Below are 17919 nucleotides of genomic sequence, written 5' to 3'. Positions count from 1 at the left end.
GATGACATTAAAGGTTGGAGTTGTCGGGGTAGGCAATATCGGTTCGATCCATGCCAATGTGTATCATGAGCACGCGAAAACGGAGCTCGTTGCTGTTTGTGACATTATTCAAGAAAAAGCGGATGCGGCAGCGGCCAAATTCGGCTGCAGAGCCTTTTATAGCGTACAGGATATGCTGGCTAGCGGCATTCATTTGGATGCTTGCTCGATGGCGACCAAAGGCGAAGAGAACGGCGGCGAGCATTATCAGCCAACGATGGAGCTTCTGGCGGCAGGCATTCCAGTGCTTGGGGAAAAGCCGATTTCCAACCGGATTGACGAAGGGGAGCGGATGGTGGCGCTGGCCAAAGAGAAGCGTCTGCCATTCGCCGTCAACCTGAATCATCGGTTTACACCGGCGGCGGTTCGCGCGAAGGAATGGGTGGAGGAAGGCCGCCTCGGCCAATTGCACATGATTAATATGAAAATGTGGATCAATAATCCGGTAGAAACGTCGCCTTGGTTCCATCTGCGTGCGCTTCATCCGCACTCCTTCGATGTGATTCGCTATTTCTGCGGGGATGTGAAGCGGGTAGCCGCCTTCATGATGAAAGGCGAAAATCGCAAAATTTGGTCCAATACGCAGGTGATGCTGGAGTTTGAAAACGGGGCGATCGGGAATCTGGTCGGCAGCTACGATGCAGGAGCCAGCTATGGCTTGGAGCGCTGTGAAGTTGTCGGCTCCAAGGGCCGTTTCGTGCTGGACGATGCTTGCGAGCATCTAACGTTCTATCCGCGCCACAGCATTGCTACGGAAAGCTACAGCTATCTGGGCGGCATGCGCCATTTTAACGAAACGTTTAAAAGCCGCATCAGCGATTGGATTGAACAGTTGGACGCCAAGGTGCCCTACGATCAAATCAACGGCTCGGGGGAAGAAGCGCTGAAGGCGCAGACGATTATTGAAGCGGCTATTCGTTCATTTGAAACTTCAACCATTATTGAACTTTAACTTGGGGGGCTGTAAGCTATGATGCAATTAGGGATAAATTCCGTGCTCTTTAAAGATTTCGATTTCAAAACGGCAGCGCAGCATATTAAGCTGTGCGGCTATGACGGCGTGGAGCTGTCGGCGATCAAAGGGATGTGCGAGCACATCGAGCTTGACCGGTGGCGGGAGCAGGCTCAGGAGATTAGGAGCATCGCAGAGGAGCTTGGCTTAAAGCTCTTGTCGATGGAGGTGGCGGAGCTAAGCGAGACCCGGCTTCCGCTTGCTTTCGAAGCTGCGGCTGAGCTCGGCATTCCGGTTGTCAATGTGGGTCCGGGCGGAAAGTCGGATGTGGAAGAAGATTTGCAATTCACGATTGAGAAGCTGACCCGAATGTCCAAGCTTGCAAGTGAATACGGGGTGACGCTTTGCGTGAAAGCGCATGTGGGCGGCTCCATCTACAACACGCCAACTTCGTTAAGAGCGATTGAGGCTATCGCTGATCCGGCTTTTGGCATCGATATGGACCCAAGCCATATTTATCGCGCCGGCGAGAACCCGGAAGCTGCGCTGCCGGCAGTGATTTCGCGCGTGAAGCATATACATATCCGGGACTGCAGCGGCAGGCAAGCAGGTCCGGGAACGATCGACAAGCAAGCTTGCGGGCGCGGCGACATTGATTTGATCGGCTACTGCAAAGTGCTTGCGGATAACGGCTATGAGGGCCCAGTCTGCCTCGAAGTGATCGGTGCGAACGGACACTCGCTCGCGCAGGTATCCATTGTAGCTGCTGAAAGCTATGGCTATTTGAATGCTGTGCTGCGTTCTTTTGGAGCGAGATAAGCCTATTATTAATGGAGAAGGAGTAGATCCCATGACAACGAAACTACCGAATTTACTGCTGCTTGGTATAGACAGCTTGCGTAGGGACCATATGAGCGGATATGGGTATCACCGCCTGACGACCCCGCATATTGATCGGTACAGCGAGGGAGGCGTGCTGTTTGAGCAGCATTTTTCGCCCAGCATACCGACGACCCCGGGTTATGCCTCCATGCTTACGGGGATGGACTGCTTCGGGACGGATGTTGTCGCGCTGCGGCATGGCGGACCTGTAGGCGAGCACGTCAAGATGCTTCCCGAGCTGCTGGAGGAGAACGGTTACAATACGACTTGTATCGGATTCACAGGCAACCCTTCCGCACGCGGCTTTCAGAAGTATATAGACTTCGAGGGCTGGGGAGCCGATGAGACGGGCCGAAGTCCGAAGGCGGATAACTTGAACCGTGTCGCAATCCCTGAAATGAAGCGCCTTAAAGAGGAAGGCAAGCCGTTTTTCCTCTTTTTGCGCCACATGGATCCGCATTCGCCTTATTTGCCTCCCAAACCGTTTGAGCGGATGTTTTACGACGGCGATGAGTGCGATCCGGGCAACCATTCTTTGGATGGGCTCTATGCGTTTAAACCGTTTGCCGATTACTTTAGCTCCTGGTTCCCGGAAGGCTGTACGGACAGCAAGTATATCGATGCGCAGTATGATGGCGCGATCGCCTATATGGATGCGGGCATTCAGTCGATTTTTACGGCGCTTGAAGCGCTGGGCATCGAAGATGAAACGCTCGTGGTCATCACCTCCGATCATGGCGAAACATTGAACGAACATGATTGCTATTATGACCATCATGGTCTTTATGAAACCAATTTGCGCATTCCTTTGATCCTGCGCTATCCGGGCAAACTGCCGGCAGGGAAACGTGTAGCCGGTTCCTCGCAAATTAAAGATGTGATGCCGACCATTGTCGAGCTTCTGGGCATTCCGTGCGACATCGCTTTCGACGGCCGCAGCTTACTTCCGCTCGTCAATGGCGGGGAGCGGGTGCCGGAAAGCGAAATGTACATAACGGAATGTACATGGATGCGCAAACACGGCTGGCGGACGCCGGAATGGAAGCTGATCGTGGCGCTCGAGCCGGATCTGCATTTCAAGCCTCCCGTGGAGCTGTACAATTTGATCCGCGATCCGGAGGAGCTGCATAATCTTATTGACGAGGAGCCGGAAGTAGCGGCCATGCTTATGAATCGGTTACATACGCATATCGCGAAGCGGGAACAAGAGACAGGGCGCGAGAATCCGATTTATACGAACCTGAATTGGCACGGCTTGGGCTGCGGTCCGTTCAAAACTTCGCAGCAGGCGTTTGATTCCATGCACATCGGTTCGCCGAGAACGGCACGATCGCTGCAGACGAAAGAGGCGGAGGCCGCAGCTGAGGGAGATGCCGAAGAAGTGGAAGCCGATTCGACATGCTGAGAGTAGCGGTTGTCGGGGTCAATCATATCGGACGTATACACTGCCGCTGCTATAAGGAGCATCCGGACAGCGAGCTTGTCGCGATTTGCGATTTGAACCAAGTCCTGGCGGATTCGGCTGCTGCGCAGTTCGGGGTGAAAGCGTATTATGACTTGGATACAATGCTGGAAACCGAAAAGCTCGATATCGTTAGCGTAGCTACCGGCGGATTCGAAAATGGCTCTCATCATCGAGAGCCTGTCATGAAAGCTATTGCCGCTGGGAAAGACGTTCTCGTGGAGAAGCCGATTTCGAATTCGTTGGAAGAAGCCAGACAAATGGTGCGGTTTGCCAAGGAGAAAGGCGTTCGTCTCGCCTGCAATCTCAATCACCGTTTCACGCCTGCTGCGAAGAAGGCGAAGCAATGGATGGCGAACGGAGATATCGGCCAGCCGCTTTTTGTAAACATGAAGCTGACGATCGGCAATCCGAACGAAACCAGTCCTTGGATCCATCTGCGCGCGCTGCACCCGCATTCGCTCGATGTGATGCGTTATTTTGCAGGCGAAGTAAGCCGTGTTCAAGCTTTTCTGACGAAGGCTCCGGGCCGCACGGTCTGGTCAACGGCTTCTATTAACTTGGAGTTTGCCTCTGGCGCGGTAGGGCATTTGCTCGGAAGCTACGATATGTTCGGCATTCATCCGATTGAGGCTTGCGAGGTGGCGGGCGATCAGGGCAGATTTGTGTTGGATAATGTGTACGAATCGCTTACATATTATCCTCACCGTCAGGAAGACCTGCGGGTGTACCGGAATTCAATCATGGGCGGCATGCGAGGGTTCGATGATACGTTTCGTCTGCGCCTCGACGCCTTTATCCAGGAAGTGAAGGAGGGAGTCCCTCCGGACCGGATTGCCGCTTCCGGCGAGGACGCCCTTGCCGTCCAAGAAATTATTGAAGCGGCCATCCGCTCTCATCTGGCGAATGGTGCGGTTGTTCCCATTTCCTAAAGACCGATCCGAAGGAGGAAGGTAATGAGTAAACATGGAGAGGTACTGTGGTTCACCGGTCTCTCAGGCTCAGGCAAATCAACGACGGCTCGTGCCTTGGTTGCGCCACTTCGCGAAAGCGGCAGGAAAGTAGAACTGCTCGATGGAGATGAGCTTAGGCAAACCATTTCCCAAGGATTGGGGTTTAGCCGGGAGGACCGGCTTACGAATATTAAGCGAATCGTCTTTCTTTGCAAACTGCTGTCACGCAACGGTGTGACGGTCATCGTATCTGCGATCACGCCATATGAAGAAATGAGAGAGCATGCCCGTGCCGAGCTGCCGGGTTATGTCGAGATTTTCGTGGACTGCCCGCTTGAAGAGTGTGAACGCCGCGATGTGAAAGGACTGTATGCAAAGGCGAGAAACGCCCAAATCAAGCAGTTTACAGGCATTGGGGACCCCTATGAAATGCCGGAGACGCCAGATATCGTCATTCGCACGCATGTGGACGAAGTGGAGAACAATGTCGCTTTAATCATGGATTACCTGACGACCAAAACGGGACGGAGTGAAGCCGTATGAACATCGTTTTTATCTCGCTGGACACCATGCGCGCCTCCCGTCTCGGCTGCTACGGCTATGAGAAGCCGACTTCGCCCTATATGGATCGAATCGCGAGCCAAGGCGTCCTGTTCGAACGGGCTTATGCGGCTGACATACCGACGGAAGTGGCTCATACGGGCATATTTACAGGTAAAGTGGGCCTGCGAACAGGCGTTGTTTCCCACGGTTCACCGCTCACGCAGCTGCCGAAAAAAGAGTCGTGGCTCCCGTCGATTTTGCAAAACCACGGGTTCACGACGGCGGCCGTCGATAATTTATATCAATTGAAGGAATGGTTCGCCAGAGGCTACCGGTATTACATCAATTCGGTTCAAAAGTCGCGCAGCATCGATGGAAAGTGCGTCAATGAGCTGGCTTTCAAGTGGATTCGCGAGCATAAAGAGGATGATTTCTTTCTGTTCCTGCATTACTGGGACCCGCATACGCCTTATCAGCCGCCGGCCAGCTATGTGCCCGCTTTCTACGATCAGAGCCGCGATCCTTACGATCCTGCGAATCGCAGCATGCACGCCGCATATAATCATGCGGCGTATCCGTTTTTTAAACACCATCATTACGATTTGCTCGGTCCTGTTACGGATGCGGCTTACGTTAATGCGCTCTATGATGCGGAGGTTCGCTATCTCGACGATCGCCTTCGCGAGCTCGATGAGCTTCTTATTGCGGAGGGGCTTTACGAGGACACCCTGCTGATTTTGTTCGGCGATCATGGGGAAAGCTTGACGGAGCATGAGATCTATTGGGATCATTGCGGTTTATACGAAGCTTCGGTTCAAGTCCCGATGATCATGAGGTGGCCGGAAAAAATTCCCGAAGGACGCAGAGTCCAAGGCTTGGTTCAGCAGGTTGACATGCTGCCGACGATTTTGGAAGCAGCCGGCATCCCGACGTCGGCTAGCATCGACGGCCGCAGCTTGTGGCCGAGTATTCGGGGGGAGGCGGATGGGACGCATGACGCGGTTTATTTAAGCGAGTGCGCTTGGCAGGCCAGCAGAGGGATCGTGACGAAGGATTATAAATTTATTCGTACGCTTGATGCGGGGCCTTTTGTCCGTCCGCCGAGAGAATTATACGATTTGCGCGTTGATCCGGATGAAACGGTTAATCTCGCAGAAAGCCATTCGGCTATTGCCGATGAGCTCGAATATCAGTTGGATGCGTGGACAGAGATGATGCTGGACGGGCGGGGAGATCCGATGCTGACGCAGATCGAAGCGGGACTTCCGTTTCGCAATCGGATTCATGAGATCTTGCTGCAATACGGTTTAACTTGGGATGAATGGATGCAAGACCCTAGGAGGGACCGATTCGATGAAGCCTCAGCAGCCAGGCATGCAGGGAGGTAAACAGGGTGACTGAGATGGCTGGGACGACTGGGATTGGCGGGACGGCTTCCAAGCCTAATATGCTTATCATCATGGTCGATCAGCTGCGGTATGACTGTATCGGCTATAGCAAGCAGGCGCCTGTACATACGCCTCATCTCGATAAGCTTGCTTCAGAAGGCATGTGGTTCGAGCGTGCATACAATCATATCCCTGTGTGCGGTCCGGCGAGGCAATCTTTCGTTTGCGGCAGGCGGGCCGAAGCTTTCGGGGGATTGTGGAACTTTTCGTTGGGGCTGCAGGTCGGTGCGCTGGAGCCTGCGAGCTACTCGTGGGCTCGCACGTTGCAAGAGGCGGGATACGTGAACGGCTACATCGGGAAATGGGATGTGCATCCGGCCTATGATCCGACGCACTACGGGTACGATGTATTTGTGTCCAGCGACGAGAAATACCGGGAGTGGCTGAAGGAGCGTCATCCGGATCTTGCATATGCGAATGGTTACTTCGGTGAAACAGACCCCTTGCCGCTTGCGGATACCCGCACTCATCAGACGGCCGATATGGCGGGGAAACTGATGAGGCGGTTGTGTGAGGAGAGCGCGGGAGCTCCTTGGCAGCTTCGGGTCAATTTCCAAGAGCCGCATCTGCCATGCCGGCCGACCGCCGAATTTGCCGGGCTGTATGCGACTGCGAACATTCCCGAATGGGGAAGCTTTCGTGAAACGTTCGCGAATAAGCCTTATATCCAGGAGCAGCAGCTCCGGAATTGGCAGATCGAGAGCTACGACTGGACGGAGTGGGCGCCCATCGTCGCCCGTTATTATGCGATCGTTTCGCAGCTGGACGATGCGGTCGGCAAGCTGCTTTCGGAGTTGGACGCTTTGGGGAAAAGCGGGGATACGGTTGTCATTTTTACAACCGATCATGGCGACATGTGCGGCGGGCACCGGATGCTGGATAAACATTATGTCCTCTACGAGGATGTCGTGAAGGTCCCGCTGATCGTTCGGTGGCCTGGTGTCGTAGCCGCCGGCAGCCGCTGCGACCAATTCGTGCAGTCCTTGTTGGATCTGCCTCCGACCTTGCTGGCGATCGGCGGTTCGGCTCCTCCCGCAGATGTTCGGCTGCACGGAGAATCGCTGCTGCCGCTGCTTCGCGGCACGGAGCCTGCCAAGTGGCGGGACGAAGTTGTCGCCTCTTACAACGGCGGGCAGTTCGGCCTTTACACGCAGCGGATGATTCGCACCCGGGATTGGAAATACGTCTGGAATTGTACGGATGTCGATGAGCTTTACGATATGCGCGATGATCCCCATGAGCTTCATAATGCGATTCATCATCCGGCCAACAAGCGGATTGTCGCCGAGCTGCGCAAGCGTTTGTATGATATTTTGCATGAGGCCGGCGATGGCATTGTGCAAAATGCGTGGATGCGCGAGCAGCTGCTGGCGGGGCGGAAGGGGTAGCTGGTCACGCCAAGTTTGATGTGCTTTTTGCATATTTGGACTTCATCGCCCAAGCATTTGCCTGAAACGGCAGGCTTGTGCGCCAAGACCCAAAGAAACAGGAGCCAACAGGCTCCTGTTTTTTACCGCTGCCTCACCAGCTTCGTTACCCGGCCGTCGGAAATCCATTCGGCCAAATAAATGTTGCCTTGGGAATCGACACACACCCCGTGCGGAGAGCTGAATCGGTCCGGACGGTAGTAGCTTTTGGGAAGATTAGGCCAGCCTTGCTGTTTATAAGCTTGTTGATCCTCGCCCAAGTGTGTGATCAGACGGTCATTTTTGTCCAAAATTGTCACCCGGCTGTGGAGATCAGGGAGATAGACTTCATCGCCGAAGAAGTAGAAGGAACAAGGAAGATCCAGATTATGCTCAACGAAACGAAGATGCTCGCCCTCTAAAGTAAAGACTTGAATCCGGTTATTATTGCGGTCAGCTATGTATAATTCCGGCACTTCTCCGCGAAGGTTGACGGATATGCCATGGGGCTGGGACAGTTTCCCCGGCTCTGAGCCCGGTCCGCCCCAAGAACGGATATATGTTCCTTCGGCATCGTAATGATGCACGTAAGATTGACCATAGCCATCTGCCACGTAAATGTCGCCGTTAGGTGCTACACAAACATCGGTTGGCACATATTTGCGCTCGGCATTGTACAGATCAGGCCGGTCCGGCGGTGTAATCCGCAGCAGCACCTCTCCCGATAATGTCGTCTTGACGATCATTGCGCGATTGGTGTCTGCAAAATACAGATACTGCTGACCATCCGGATCGCGATGCAAATAAAATCCGTGCGCACCGCCTTCGAACTCGCTCCCCCACGATGTCAGGAAATTGCCGTCTTTGTCAAATACAATGACAGAATCTTTGCCTGTGTGATGGATGTAAACACGATCCTCATCGTCTACACAAATCCCGTGTGTGTAACCGTATTGGATGCCTTCCGGCAGTGGGCCCCAACCTTCTTGCACGGCATAAAGATGTGACGCATTTCCAATGATAAGCTGCTCAGACATATGAAACCTCCTTCGTGTGTGACAAGCTTCCTTAACATCATACACCATGCTCGCGCAAAATAGGCCGGATAATTTCCAGGGCTCTATTTTTCTGTGAAAAGTGCAAGATGAGATTGGAAATATCTAACGACGGCACAGCGCGCCGACCGTACAATAAGGATATACCAAGCGAGGAGGAATCGACCATGCTGTCACAAGAGAGTATCAAACAATTTGATGAACTGGGATTTGTAAAAGGCGACGTTGTTTTATCCGAAGAAGAAGTGGAAACACTCCGCGAAGAACTGGAAAATGTGATGGAAGGAAAATCTGTCAAAAAGCCAATTCTTAACCGGAATATGCTTGATAATTCCCATTACGGGATGACGATAACGAAGAAGGAAACGGTCGTTCAGATCGTAAATATTTGGATGGCGAGCGACATCTATTTACAGCATGCGGCTAACCGGAAAATATGCGAAGAAGTTGCGCAGCTGTGCCGGACAGATACGCTCCGGATTTGGCACGATCAGATTCAATACAAACCGCCTGTCATGGGAGGACCGACGCATTGGCATCAGGACCATCCGCTATGGCCGGTTATTCAGCCGGCAGATTTGGTCAGCGCGTGGGTTGCGTTGGATGATGCGGTAATCGAAAACGGCTGTATGTGGATGGTGCCCGGCAGTCATAAATGGGGCAATCATCAAAAATATTTAAGCTCCAACGACGAATTCATGCCGGTTCACAAACAGCCTGATTTGCTGCCTGAAGGGGCGAAAGTGGAAGCGGTTCCTTTTGAAATTAAAAAAGGCCAGGTCGGCTACCACCACAGTTTGACATGGCACGGAAGTCCGAACAATCGTTCGGAATTAAAACGCAGGGCGATTGCCGTTCACTATATGCCGGGCCATACGTACTATGCTCCGACCGGCGGTCACCCGATGGAGCCCCATATTCATGTAGCCGCGGGTGAATTGATGTCCGGGGAGAGCTTCCCGGTTGTTTACCGGAAATAGAGTAGATTCTTGATGGTTTGACCGCAGAATCATAACTGCACAGAAGGCTATCCCACAAGTCATAGAAATGACTGGGATAGCCTTCGTTATTCGTGAATTTTTTACTCCATCTGAAATTCTTTCATTTTATTATAAAGCGTGCCGCGGGAGATGCCGAGCAGCTTTGCGGCTGCGCTTTTGTTTCCTGCCGTTTTGGCCAGCGCTTCTTCAATCAGCGTAATTTCTTCCTCGTCCGTTACTTTCGCTTTCAGTAGAATCGCAGCGGAATCCCCCTCCGCAGAGGATAGACTGGGAAGCCCCTCCTGCAGAGCGGACGGCAAGTGCTCAAGCAGGATCATGTCTTCATCGCTGAGAATGACGCAGCGCTCGATGACATTTTTTAATTCTTGTATATTGCCGGGCCATGCATAATTCGTGAGTGCCAAAATGACCTCAGGCGAAAGCGCAGGAACCGGCTTCTGATAGTGCAAAGAGAACTGCTTCAGATACATTTGCACCATAGCCGGAATGTCTTCCGTCCGATCGCGCAAAGGCGGAATTCGGATGGATATGACATTGAGCGCATAGTACAGATCGGAGCGGAACTCATGCGTTGCCAGCTTAGCGGCCAAATCCTGCCTAGTCGCTATAATAATTCGTGTGCGTACACGAATGGGCTGGCTTCCGCCCGAGCGGGTAATCGTTTGCTGCGTGATATAGTGGTAGAGCTTGGCTTGGACCTCTAATGGAAGCTTTTCCACTTCATTAATGAATAAAGTGCCGTCTTTGGCTTGCTCCAGCTTCCCGGCCTGCCCTGTCTCGCTTCCCGTAAAAGCGCCGCCTTGATAGCCGAATAATTCAGCCTCCAGCAGCCCGGAAGGAACAATGCCGCAATTGACTGTCAAAAATGGATGCTCCGATCGCGAGCTTGACTGATGAATAATATGAGCCAGCTGCTCTTTTCCCACACCCGATTCTCCAATTAGGAGGACGGGTGTTTCTGTTGCGGCAACTTTTTTGGCCCATTGAATCACTTTGCCGATCGCAGGGCCTTTGCCTTTGATTAAAGTAAATAAATCGTCCGTTTGCTCTTTATAAGGAATCCCGAACGAGTCCGCGGCCGTTAATTGCTCATTTAACCGTACTAGCTGGGTAATATCCTGCTCAGTCGCAATACCGCCAATGATATGCCCCTCGGCATCGCGGATCGGCGAAGCGTTAATGAGGACATGCGTGTCCGGCCGCGGGCGGTGATACGTATTCCGAATCAGACGGCCTTCGTCCAAAATTTTAAGCACCATCAATGTCTCCACGTCAAAATGCTCACCGATCCGTTTGCCTAAAACGTCCGCGCTTGGAAGCTGATAAAGTTCTTCCGCAACTGAATTCCAGCAGATTACAGCGCCGCCGCGATCAACAACGGTAACAGCATCCGTGACGGTGTCTGCAAGCGCAGTGAAATAGGAGGACCACTTTTGCTGTTCGAACGCAGCGGCACGCAGCAGGGCTGATAAAGGGGAGTATCCCCGAATATTCCCTTGGTTATCCTTGATCAAGAGAGGGCGATTCGTCGTCACCTGCGGCAATGGCGGGAAGACATGGTTATCATCCAATTGAACAGAAGCCGCCAAGAAGAATGAGCTCTTCTCCAGCAGGGCTTGAATCGTACCAGCGGTTAGTGCCGGCAGTATGCTGGCGTCCTCAGGAGTGAACAAACAGATTTGATCTGCCCAATGGGCAATAACGCCTGTATTTTTATTTAAATGTGAAGCTACTTCTTCAAGTGTTGTTAGTAAAGAAACGGTTACGATAGCGGTGTTGAACGGAAAGTGTTCATTTTTGAACATAGTCGACCTCATTTGTGTTGCATGCATTTGCTATAAATTTACCATGAACCTCATGGCGATTCAACACGTTCGGAGGGGGCGGCGAGTATGATACTAATGTAGACAATGCAAAGTGTTCAAACTTATGAAAATTATACACAAAAACAAATAGTGTTCAAAAATGTGAATATAGTGTACAATTAAAACATAAATTAAACACTGTTGTACAAATTCCTCTGGAGGAATACACAAATGGAACTTTTGATGAGAAACATGTTTCAGTCTTTGGGGAAGAGCCGTACGGCGAATCGCTTGGCTAAAAAATACGGTTTGCGTTTTGGCGCGGCGCGTTTTGTTGCCGGAGAAACGATTCAGCAATCCATTGATGCCGTGCGCGGACTTAATCAGGATGGCCGTATTGCGACACTGGATCATTTGGGCGAGTTTGTTTTCAGTGAAGCGGAAGCGTTGGAATCCGCAGATATGTGTATACAAACACTGGATGCCATTGCTAAGTCAGGCGTCACATCCAATCTGTCTCTTAAAATGACCTCACTTGGTCTGGATATAAGCAGAGATTTATGTGTAAGCAACATGAGACGCATTCTTGACCGCGCTCTTATGTATGGCAATTTTGTCCGGATTGATATGGAAGACTATGCGCACTGCCAAATTTCGTTAGACATTTATCGCGAGCTTCGGAAAGACTATGATAATGTCGGCATCGTCATTCAAGCGTATTTATTCCGTACGATGCAGGATATGGACGATTTGCACGAGCTTGGCGCGAATTTGCGGCTTGTGAAAGGTGCCTATAAGGAATCCCCGCAGGTTGCTTTTCCGGAAAAAAGCGTAGTCGATGACAATTATAAAAAGATCATCCAAAAACATTTGCTAAACGGCCATTATACGGCGATTGCCAGTCATGATGAAGCCATTATCAACTTCACCAAAGATTTTGCTAAGAAAAACGGGATCTCAGGCGATCAGTTTGAGTTCCAAATGCTGTATGGCATTTGTGAAGAATTGCAAAAGCAATTAGTGAAAGAAGGCTACCGGGTTCGCATCTATGTCCCGTACGGAGTGGATTGGTTCGGTTATTTCATGAGAAGGCTAGCGGAGCGTCCAGCCAATGTCTGGTTTGTTCTTAAAAATATGTTTAAATAAGCTTCCCATTCAGAGAGGAGATTTAACATGACAACAACATTTACAAAAGTAAGCCCATACGCCAATGAGCCATTTACGGATTTTACCCTTGAGGAAAATAAAAAGGCTATGCAAGCAGCGATCGCTGCAGTGAAAAATGAACTGGGCCGCGAGTACCCGCTCTACATCGGCTCGGAAAAAGTCACAACAGAAGCTAAAATTACATCGATCAATCCCGGAAACGTAGATGAGATTATTGGTTATGTGAGCAAAGCCGATCAAGCGCTGGCAGAAAAAGCGATGGGCGTTGCCCTCGAAACGTTTGAAACTTGGAAAAAGGTTCCGGCAAGAGAGCGTGCGGAATATTTGTTCAAAGCGGCGGCTTTGATGCGTGCCCGCAAGCATGAATTTTCAGCGTTGATGCTGCTCGAATCCGGCAAAAACTACGTCGAAGCCGACGTTGATACCGCAGAAGCGATCGATTTCATCGAGTTCTATGCGCGTGAGATGATTCGTTTGAGCGAAATTAATGAGACGCAGCCATTAGCGAAAATTCCGGGAGAAAACAACCAGCTTACGTATATCCCGCTCGGCGTTGGCGTTATTATTCCACCATGGAATTTCCCGCTTGCCATTTGCGTTGGGATGACGATGGCGGCTGTCGTTTCCGGCAACACCGTCTTGCTTAAGCCAGCATCGACGACTCCGGTAATTGCCCACAAATTCGTAGCTTTGATGGAAGAAGTAGGTCTGCCGGCAGGCGTCATCAACTTCATTCCGGGCAGCGGTGCGGAAGTAGGCGACTATTTAACGACGCATCCGAAAACGCGTTTTATCTCTTTCACAGGGTCCAAAGAGGTCGGTTTGCGCATTAACAAGCTTGCCGCGGATACCGTTCCGGGTCAAATTTGGATTAAGCGCGTCGTAGCTGAAATGGGCGGAAAAGACGGCATCGTGGTGGACGAAACGGCTGATCTTCAAGCGGCTGCAGCGGCTATCGTGGCTTCTGCCTTCGGCTTCCAAGGGCAAAAATGCTCCGCCGGCTCCCGTGCGATCATCGTTGAATCGGTGTATGACGAAGTAGTAGAAAAAGTTGTTGCCCTGACGAACCAAATACAAAGCGGTTTGCCTGAGCTTAACTATGCTGCGGGTCCCGTTATCGATAAAACTTCTTATGAGCGAATTCTTGACTACATCGAAGTCGGCAAAAGCGAAGGAACGCTTCTTGCGGGCGGCGGAAAAGCGGAAGGCAACGGCTATTACATTCAGCCTACCGTATTCGGCGACGTGAGCGGCAAAGCGCGCATCATGCAGGAAGAAATCTTCGGGCCGGTTCTCGCTCTTGCCAAAGCGAAAGATTGGAAAGAAGCGATCGCGATGTACAACGATACGGAATTCGGTTTGACAGGTTCGTACTTCTCGACGAACGAAGGACGCATTTCCGAAGCTTTGGACACTGTCCATTGCGGCAACTTGTACATTAACCGCAAATGCACAGGCGCATTGGTCGGCGTACACCCATTCGGCGGCTTCAATATGTCGGGGACGGACTCCAAAGCGGGCGGATACGACTATCTGCTGCTGTTCACACAAGCGAAGCTGACATCGCGCAAGGTGTAATTGTTTTGAAGAAAGGCGGACGTAATTGTCCGTCTTTTTTTGACGTTGTCTACACTTAACTCGTACAAAGTCGCCGAAAGCACTACACATTCAACTGATACATACGCGCACGCGCATGCCCGCTTGTTACGGCAAGCAGTTGTTTTTCGCACAAGCTTCGCAAAACCTTTCTGGCGTATTTGGTGCTCACCTGTAGATGTGATGCTAGGTCAGATGGGGTGAAGGGACGCACCACTCTTCTGGCAAAGCGAATGGTTTCGGTTTCGAGCCAAGAAAGACGCTCCGAAACGTGTGAGGAAATAAATTTGCCGACTAAGGACAGCATAAGCTGCTGACATTGTTTGGGCGATTCCATGATGGATGGGTAGGCGATCGGCATCACCATCCAACCATCCAAAGCAAGATGACAATGCCTCTGGCACAGGTCCTTGAATCGCCAAAGCTCAAGATCCCGCGCATGAGAGCTGTAGCCCTGGACTTCAATTGCGCCTTTGGCATCGCCGGGCATATAGGCAAAATCCAAGTAGCGGTAGCTATTTGCGAAATCACGCACCTCCCATTCCGGATACAAGTGCTCGAAATGACCGGTTGCCGGAAACCATACACCGCGCAGAAATTCCATTTCTGCATGCCCTAAGCCGCGCTCCAGCCGTTCTCTTCTGCGGCCATTCGCTTCTGCTGCTATCTGCGAAGCCATGAAGGCTTCAAAGGCTTGCTCAAATTTCATCTGTGATTCCTGCTTTCTCTAGGCAAATTACTGGGAAAAACAAAACGCCGCTTTCACCAGTTCGCAGAGGAGTTGACTCCATACGAACGAAGATGAAAGCGGCGTGTGCTTCACGACCAGCTTGTTTATTTCTTTCTAGTATAACGGAAATGGAGGGCATTTTGCCAGTCTTTTCTTCCGTGGCGGTCTTTATGGTAACTACAGGGCGTTATTTCTTCGGAAATCGCCAAGGTGCCTAGTGACGGGGAACTATGGTCCGTTATTTATCGGAATCCGCTATAAAATCCCTAAATTCGGCGAAATAAAGCCCTGTAGTTCCCCTTTCCCCGCGAAATCCCGGCTTATCGCCCAAATAACGGACTGTAGTTCCCCCAAACGCCCTGCACCGCCCCAATGCTGCAAATAGGGTCATCCTCAGCCCAGTCACCCCTACACCTACAATGGCAAATCCCGCCGGCGAAACAGCAAAATGCCTGCCACGAAACCCGCAATGCCAATGGCAGCCAAGATCGACCAAGCCATCCCTATCTCCGCTTCGCCGACGATGATCCCGCTCGGATCATAGAGCGAGAAGTAGGTCAGGCTGCGCAGCCAATCGATTTTCTCGCTCAGCTTGCCGATAAAATCCAAGGAGAAAAAGCCAAACGTCAGCATGGCCGAAAAGCCGAGCGCTTTTTTCTCGTCATTGGCAAGTGACGAGACGAGAAAGGCGATGCCGCCGACAGCGAAGAAGAGCAGGAAGGCTGCCAGGTTCATCCGCAGATAGGCCGCGCCATGAAAAGCGCTCAAATCTCCGATGAACAAGGCATACCCCGCAAAACCGCACAGCGTCGTTACGGCCATAATGACCGCCAGCCCTGTCACGAATACAAGGGCCTGCGTCACAGCTACTTTGCCGCGGGTGACAGGCGTTGCCAGCAAATAGGCCATCGCCCCTTGGTCTACAAGCTTCGCCATCAGCTGTGTGGAGAACAGGATGCAGAAGATGGCGACAATTAGCACGAGCAGCAGGCCGTAGTACTCGCCGGATATGAATCCTTCCACAGTTCCGAAGCCGCTGCCTAGGTTGAAAGCATTCGTAACGCTGGCCGGAAGAGACTTAATCAACTCATCCAGCGCTGCATTATTCCCCGCGAAGCTTGGAAAAAGCCAGAACATGAGCAGGATGTAGAAAGCAGAACCGAACGCATAGTTCATCATCCCTTTGATGTGAATCTTCATCATATGTTTATACAGCGCGGCATTCATTGTAAGGCCCCCTTCCGGTCGTAGTAGTTCATGAACACGTCTTCGAGGCTTTGCGTGAACACATCTAGATTTCGAACCGCGTACTTCGACGTTTCCGCCAAAAAGAGAGCGTACTCGCCCTGCACAGCTACACGCACCCGGCTGCCTTCGCGAGATTCGATTGCCAGGCCTGATGTCCTTGCAAAAGCTTCCGCATCTGCCTCCTGCCCGAACGTCACTTCGAACAATTTCCGCTGCATCGACTGCAGCTCATGAATGTCTTTGACGGTAAGGATCGCGCCGTCTTTAATGATGGCCGCCCGGTCGCATGTCCGCTCGATTTCGGCAAAGCTGTGGGACGACATCAGGAAGGTAGTGCCGCGCGCCTTTTCTTCAAGCACAAGGTTGATAAACACCTTCTGCATGAGCGGATCAAGACCGGAGGTGGGCTCATCCAGAATGATAACCTCAGGCTGGTGCATAAAAGCGGCGACGATGCCGACTTTTTGCTTCATGCCTTTGGACATTTTGCGGATCGGGGTCTTGACGTCGAATTGAAACCGGTCGATGAGCTCTTCCCGTCGTCCAAAGTGTTTCAAACCTTGCATTTCTGCCATGAATTCCAGAAAGGTTTTCCCGGTCATTCCTTCGATAAAAGCAATTTCGCCAGGTAAATACCCAAGCAATTTATGAACCAAGCCCTGCTGTGTCCACGTGTCCAGACCGTCAACCGTTACCGATCCTTTATCCGGCTTCATGAAGCCCATGATATGCCGAATCGTCGTTGATTTACCGGCCCCGTTCGGACCGAGAAAACCGAAGACCTCGCCTTTTTTGACCGTAAAAGATACATCGAAAATGCCTTTCCCGCTCGGGAATGTTTTGGTCAACTGCTGAACGGTCAACACGCGCGGCCACCTCCGAATATGAAAGTTATGAAATATTTAATCGATATGATTTCAAAACTCATGTTACTCCTCCGCGAACGCTCCGTCAATACTTTTGAAATATATATGTGCTATAATTTCATTATTCCAAATTACGGGTGATGTATATGAACGGTTTTGAAAAAAGAGCTCAACAAAAAAAAGAAAACATTATGCAGGCAACTCTACGCTTGCTCGAAACGACCGATCCCAAAAAACTGCGGATTGCCGATATTGCAGAAGAAGCCGGTGTATCTCAAGTGACGATATATAACTATTACGGCAGTAAAGATGTGCTGGTACGGGAAGTAATTATGGACTATATCCGCTTGAAGATCAGGGAGTTTGAGGAGTTTCTCGCAGACAGCCATACGTTGAAAGAGAAAATCGAGTACATTATTTTTCAGAAAAAGCAATCGTCGAAAACGTTCGGGCTGAAGATGATCAAGCAGATTTGGCAAACGGATCCGGAGCTTGCCCGTTTCGTTAGAGAAGAATATATGGCGAAAGGCATTCCGCTCGTGATCCGGCTTATTGAAGACGGCAAGAGAAACGGGGAGATTACCGAGATGCTGTCTACGTCCACGATCATTATGTATATGCAAATGCTGACCAATCAAGCGGACACGATGCTCGATCATGCTCAGCAGCATGGGAATATGGACGAGCTGATCGAGGAGATGGTGCATCTGTTTTTCTATGGAATCGGGACTGTCCCGCAGCCGCCGGTTGTATACTGAACGCATCA

16 protein-coding genes are annotated in these 17919 nt (G+C 51.3%); 11 read left to right on the top strand and 5 right to left on the bottom strand.

The window, feature by feature from the left end; translation table 11 throughout:
- Position 1 precedes the first annotated feature (1 nt).
- The 7 genes from AC3WRW_RS01665 to AC3WRW_RS01635 are packed head-to-tail and all read left to right on the top strand — an operon-like array spanning position 2 to position 7667.
- A complete protein-coding gene (locus AC3WRW_RS01665) occupies positions 2 to 991 on the top strand; it encodes a Gfo/Idh/MocA family protein (protein WP_492544368.1) in 990 nt (329 codons plus the stop codon).
- 18 nt (positions 992 to 1009) lie between these two features.
- On the top strand, positions 1010 to 1810 hold the full coding sequence (locus AC3WRW_RS01660) for a sugar phosphate isomerase/epimerase family protein (RefSeq protein WP_492544366.1): 801 nt from the start codon (positions 1010 to 1012) through the stop codon (positions 1808 to 1810).
- Positions 1811 to 1841: 31 nt separating this feature from the next.
- Positions 1842 to 3278, top strand: a complete 1437-nt coding sequence (locus tag AC3WRW_RS01655; protein WP_492544364.1) for a sulfatase family protein — start codon at positions 1842 to 1844, stop codon at positions 3276 to 3278.
- Complete coding sequence (locus tag AC3WRW_RS01650; RefSeq protein ID WP_492544362.1) at positions 3272 to 4267, top strand: Gfo/Idh/MocA family protein; 996 nt, start codon at positions 3272 to 3274, stop codon at positions 4265 to 4267. Before AC3WRW_RS01655 ends, AC3WRW_RS01650 begins: the two co-directional genes overlap by 7 nt.
- Positions 4268 to 4291: 24 nt before the next feature.
- A complete protein-coding gene (gene cysC / locus AC3WRW_RS01645; protein ID WP_492544360.1) occupies positions 4292 to 4831 on the top strand; it encodes an adenylyl-sulfate kinase in 540 nt (179 codons plus the stop codon).
- Entirely contained in the window at positions 4828 to 6219 is a 1392-nt protein-coding gene (locus AC3WRW_RS01640; protein ID WP_492544359.1) for a sulfatase family protein, read from the top strand. Before cysC ends, AC3WRW_RS01640 begins: the two co-directional genes overlap by 4 nt.
- Before the next feature lie 14 nt (positions 6220 to 6233).
- Entirely contained in the window at positions 6234 to 7667 is a 1434-nt protein-coding gene (locus AC3WRW_RS01635; RefSeq protein ID WP_492544684.1) for a sulfatase family protein, read from the top strand.
- 122 nt (positions 7668 to 7789) lie between these two features.
- Here AC3WRW_RS01635 and AC3WRW_RS01630 read toward each other — a convergent pair whose 3' ends face one another.
- Entirely contained in the window at positions 7790 to 8722 is a 933-nt protein-coding gene (locus tag AC3WRW_RS01630; protein ID WP_492544358.1) for an NHL repeat-containing protein, read from the bottom strand.
- Between the two features lie 185 nt (positions 8723 to 8907).
- Here AC3WRW_RS01630 and AC3WRW_RS01625 point away from each other — a divergent pair, with 185 nt between their 5' ends.
- Entirely contained in the window at positions 8908 to 9720 is an 813-nt protein-coding gene (locus AC3WRW_RS01625) for a phytanoyl-CoA dioxygenase family protein (RefSeq protein ID WP_492544356.1), read from the top strand.
- 101 nt (positions 9721 to 9821) lie between these two features.
- Here AC3WRW_RS01625 and AC3WRW_RS01620 read toward each other — a convergent pair whose 3' ends face one another.
- Positions 9822 to 11546, bottom strand: coding sequence for a sigma-54 interaction domain-containing protein (locus AC3WRW_RS01620; protein WP_492544355.1), 1725 nt, complete (start codon positions 11544 to 11546; stop codon positions 9822 to 9824).
- A 231-nt stretch (positions 11547 to 11777) separates the two neighbouring features.
- On the opposite strand from AC3WRW_RS01620, the gene AC3WRW_RS01615 reads away from it, so the two are divergent.
- The gene (locus tag AC3WRW_RS01615; protein ID WP_492544353.1) at positions 11778 to 12692 is read left to right on the top strand and encodes a proline dehydrogenase family protein; all 915 of its coding nucleotides are present in this window, start codon (positions 11778 to 11780) and stop codon (positions 12690 to 12692) included.
- A 27-nt stretch (positions 12693 to 12719) separates the two neighbouring features.
- Positions 12720 to 14291, top strand: coding sequence for an L-glutamate gamma-semialdehyde dehydrogenase (gene pruA, locus AC3WRW_RS01610; protein WP_492544351.1), 1572 nt, complete (start codon positions 12720 to 12722; stop codon positions 14289 to 14291).
- An 82-nt stretch (positions 14292 to 14373) separates the two neighbouring features.
- Here the strand turns inward: pruA and AC3WRW_RS01605 are convergent, their stop codons facing one another.
- The 3 genes from AC3WRW_RS01605 to AC3WRW_RS01595 form a co-directional block, all read right to left on the bottom strand.
- Complete coding sequence (locus tag AC3WRW_RS01605; protein ID WP_492544349.1) at positions 14374 to 15018, bottom strand: transcriptional regulator; 645 nt, start codon at positions 15016 to 15018, stop codon at positions 14374 to 14376.
- A gap of 435 nt (positions 15019 to 15453) precedes the next feature.
- The gene (locus tag AC3WRW_RS01600) at positions 15454 to 16266 is read right to left on the bottom strand and encodes an ABC transporter permease subunit (RefSeq protein WP_492544347.1); all 813 of its coding nucleotides are present in this window, start codon (positions 16264 to 16266) and stop codon (positions 15454 to 15456) included.
- The gene (locus tag AC3WRW_RS01595; RefSeq protein WP_492544345.1) at positions 16263 to 17153 is read right to left on the bottom strand and encodes an ABC transporter ATP-binding protein; all 891 of its coding nucleotides are present in this window, start codon (positions 17151 to 17153) and stop codon (positions 16263 to 16265) included. The genes AC3WRW_RS01600 and AC3WRW_RS01595 overlap by 4 nt, the downstream gene beginning before the upstream one ends.
- A gap of 191 nt (positions 17154 to 17344) precedes the next feature.
- On the opposite strand from AC3WRW_RS01595, the gene AC3WRW_RS01590 reads away from it, so the two are divergent.
- Positions 17345 to 17911, top strand: coding sequence for a TetR/AcrR family transcriptional regulator (locus AC3WRW_RS01590; RefSeq protein WP_492544343.1), 567 nt, complete (start codon positions 17345 to 17347; stop codon positions 17909 to 17911).
- Positions 17912 to 17919: the final 8 nt, after the last annotated feature.

The organism is Paenibacillus sp. FW126-R14 (assembly GCF_058789495.1).
Note: the sequence above shows the minus strand (reverse complement) of the source record. Positions and strands in the feature narration are given on the sequence as shown.

What these genes read in the sequence shown, in the direction of transcription:
- AC3WRW_RS01665 (WP_492544368.1), top strand. Translation starts at nt 2, where the DNA reads ATGACATTAAAGGTTGGAGTTGTCGGGGTAGGCAATATCGGTTCGATC.
- AC3WRW_RS01660 (WP_492544366.1), top strand. Translation starts at nt 1,010, where the DNA reads ATGATGCAATTAGGGATAAATTCCGTGCTCTTTAAAGATTTCGATTTC.
- AC3WRW_RS01655 (WP_492544364.1), top strand. Translation starts at nt 1,842, where the DNA reads ATGACAACGAAACTACCGAATTTACTGCTGCTTGGTATAGACAGCTTG.
- AC3WRW_RS01650 (WP_492544362.1), top strand. Translation starts at nt 3,272, where the DNA reads ATGCTGAGAGTAGCGGTTGTCGGGGTCAATCATATCGGACGTATACAC.
- cysC (WP_492544360.1), top strand. Translation starts at nt 4,292, where the DNA reads ATGAGTAAACATGGAGAGGTACTGTGGTTCACCGGTCTCTCAGGCTCA.
- AC3WRW_RS01640 (WP_492544359.1), top strand. Translation starts at nt 4,828, where the DNA reads ATGAACATCGTTTTTATCTCGCTGGACACCATGCGCGCCTCCCGTCTC.
- AC3WRW_RS01635 (WP_492544684.1), top strand. Translation starts at nt 6,234, where the DNA reads ATGGCTGGGACGACTGGGATTGGCGGGACGGCTTCCAAGCCTAATATG.
- AC3WRW_RS01630 (WP_492544358.1), bottom strand. Translation starts at nt 8,722, where the DNA reads ATGTCTGAGCAGCTTATCATTGGAAATGCGTCACATCTTTATGCCGTG.
- AC3WRW_RS01625 (WP_492544356.1), top strand. Translation starts at nt 8,908, where the DNA reads ATGCTGTCACAAGAGAGTATCAAACAATTTGATGAACTGGGATTTGTA.
- AC3WRW_RS01620 (WP_492544355.1), bottom strand. Translation starts at nt 11,546, where the DNA reads ATGTTCAAAAATGAACACTTTCCGTTCAACACCGCTATCGTAACCGTT.
- AC3WRW_RS01615 (WP_492544353.1), top strand. Translation starts at nt 11,778, where the DNA reads ATGGAACTTTTGATGAGAAACATGTTTCAGTCTTTGGGGAAGAGCCGT.
- pruA (WP_492544351.1), top strand. Translation starts at nt 12,720, where the DNA reads ATGACAACAACATTTACAAAAGTAAGCCCATACGCCAATGAGCCATTT.
- AC3WRW_RS01605 (WP_492544349.1), bottom strand. Translation starts at nt 15,018, where the DNA reads ATGAAATTTGAGCAAGCCTTTGAAGCCTTCATGGCTTCGCAGATAGCA.
- AC3WRW_RS01600 (WP_492544347.1), bottom strand. Translation starts at nt 16,266, where the DNA reads ATGAATGCCGCGCTGTATAAACATATGATGAAGATTCACATCAAAGGG.
- AC3WRW_RS01590 (WP_492544343.1), top strand. Translation starts at nt 17,345, where the DNA reads ATGCAGGCAACTCTACGCTTGCTCGAAACGACCGATCCCAAAAAACTG.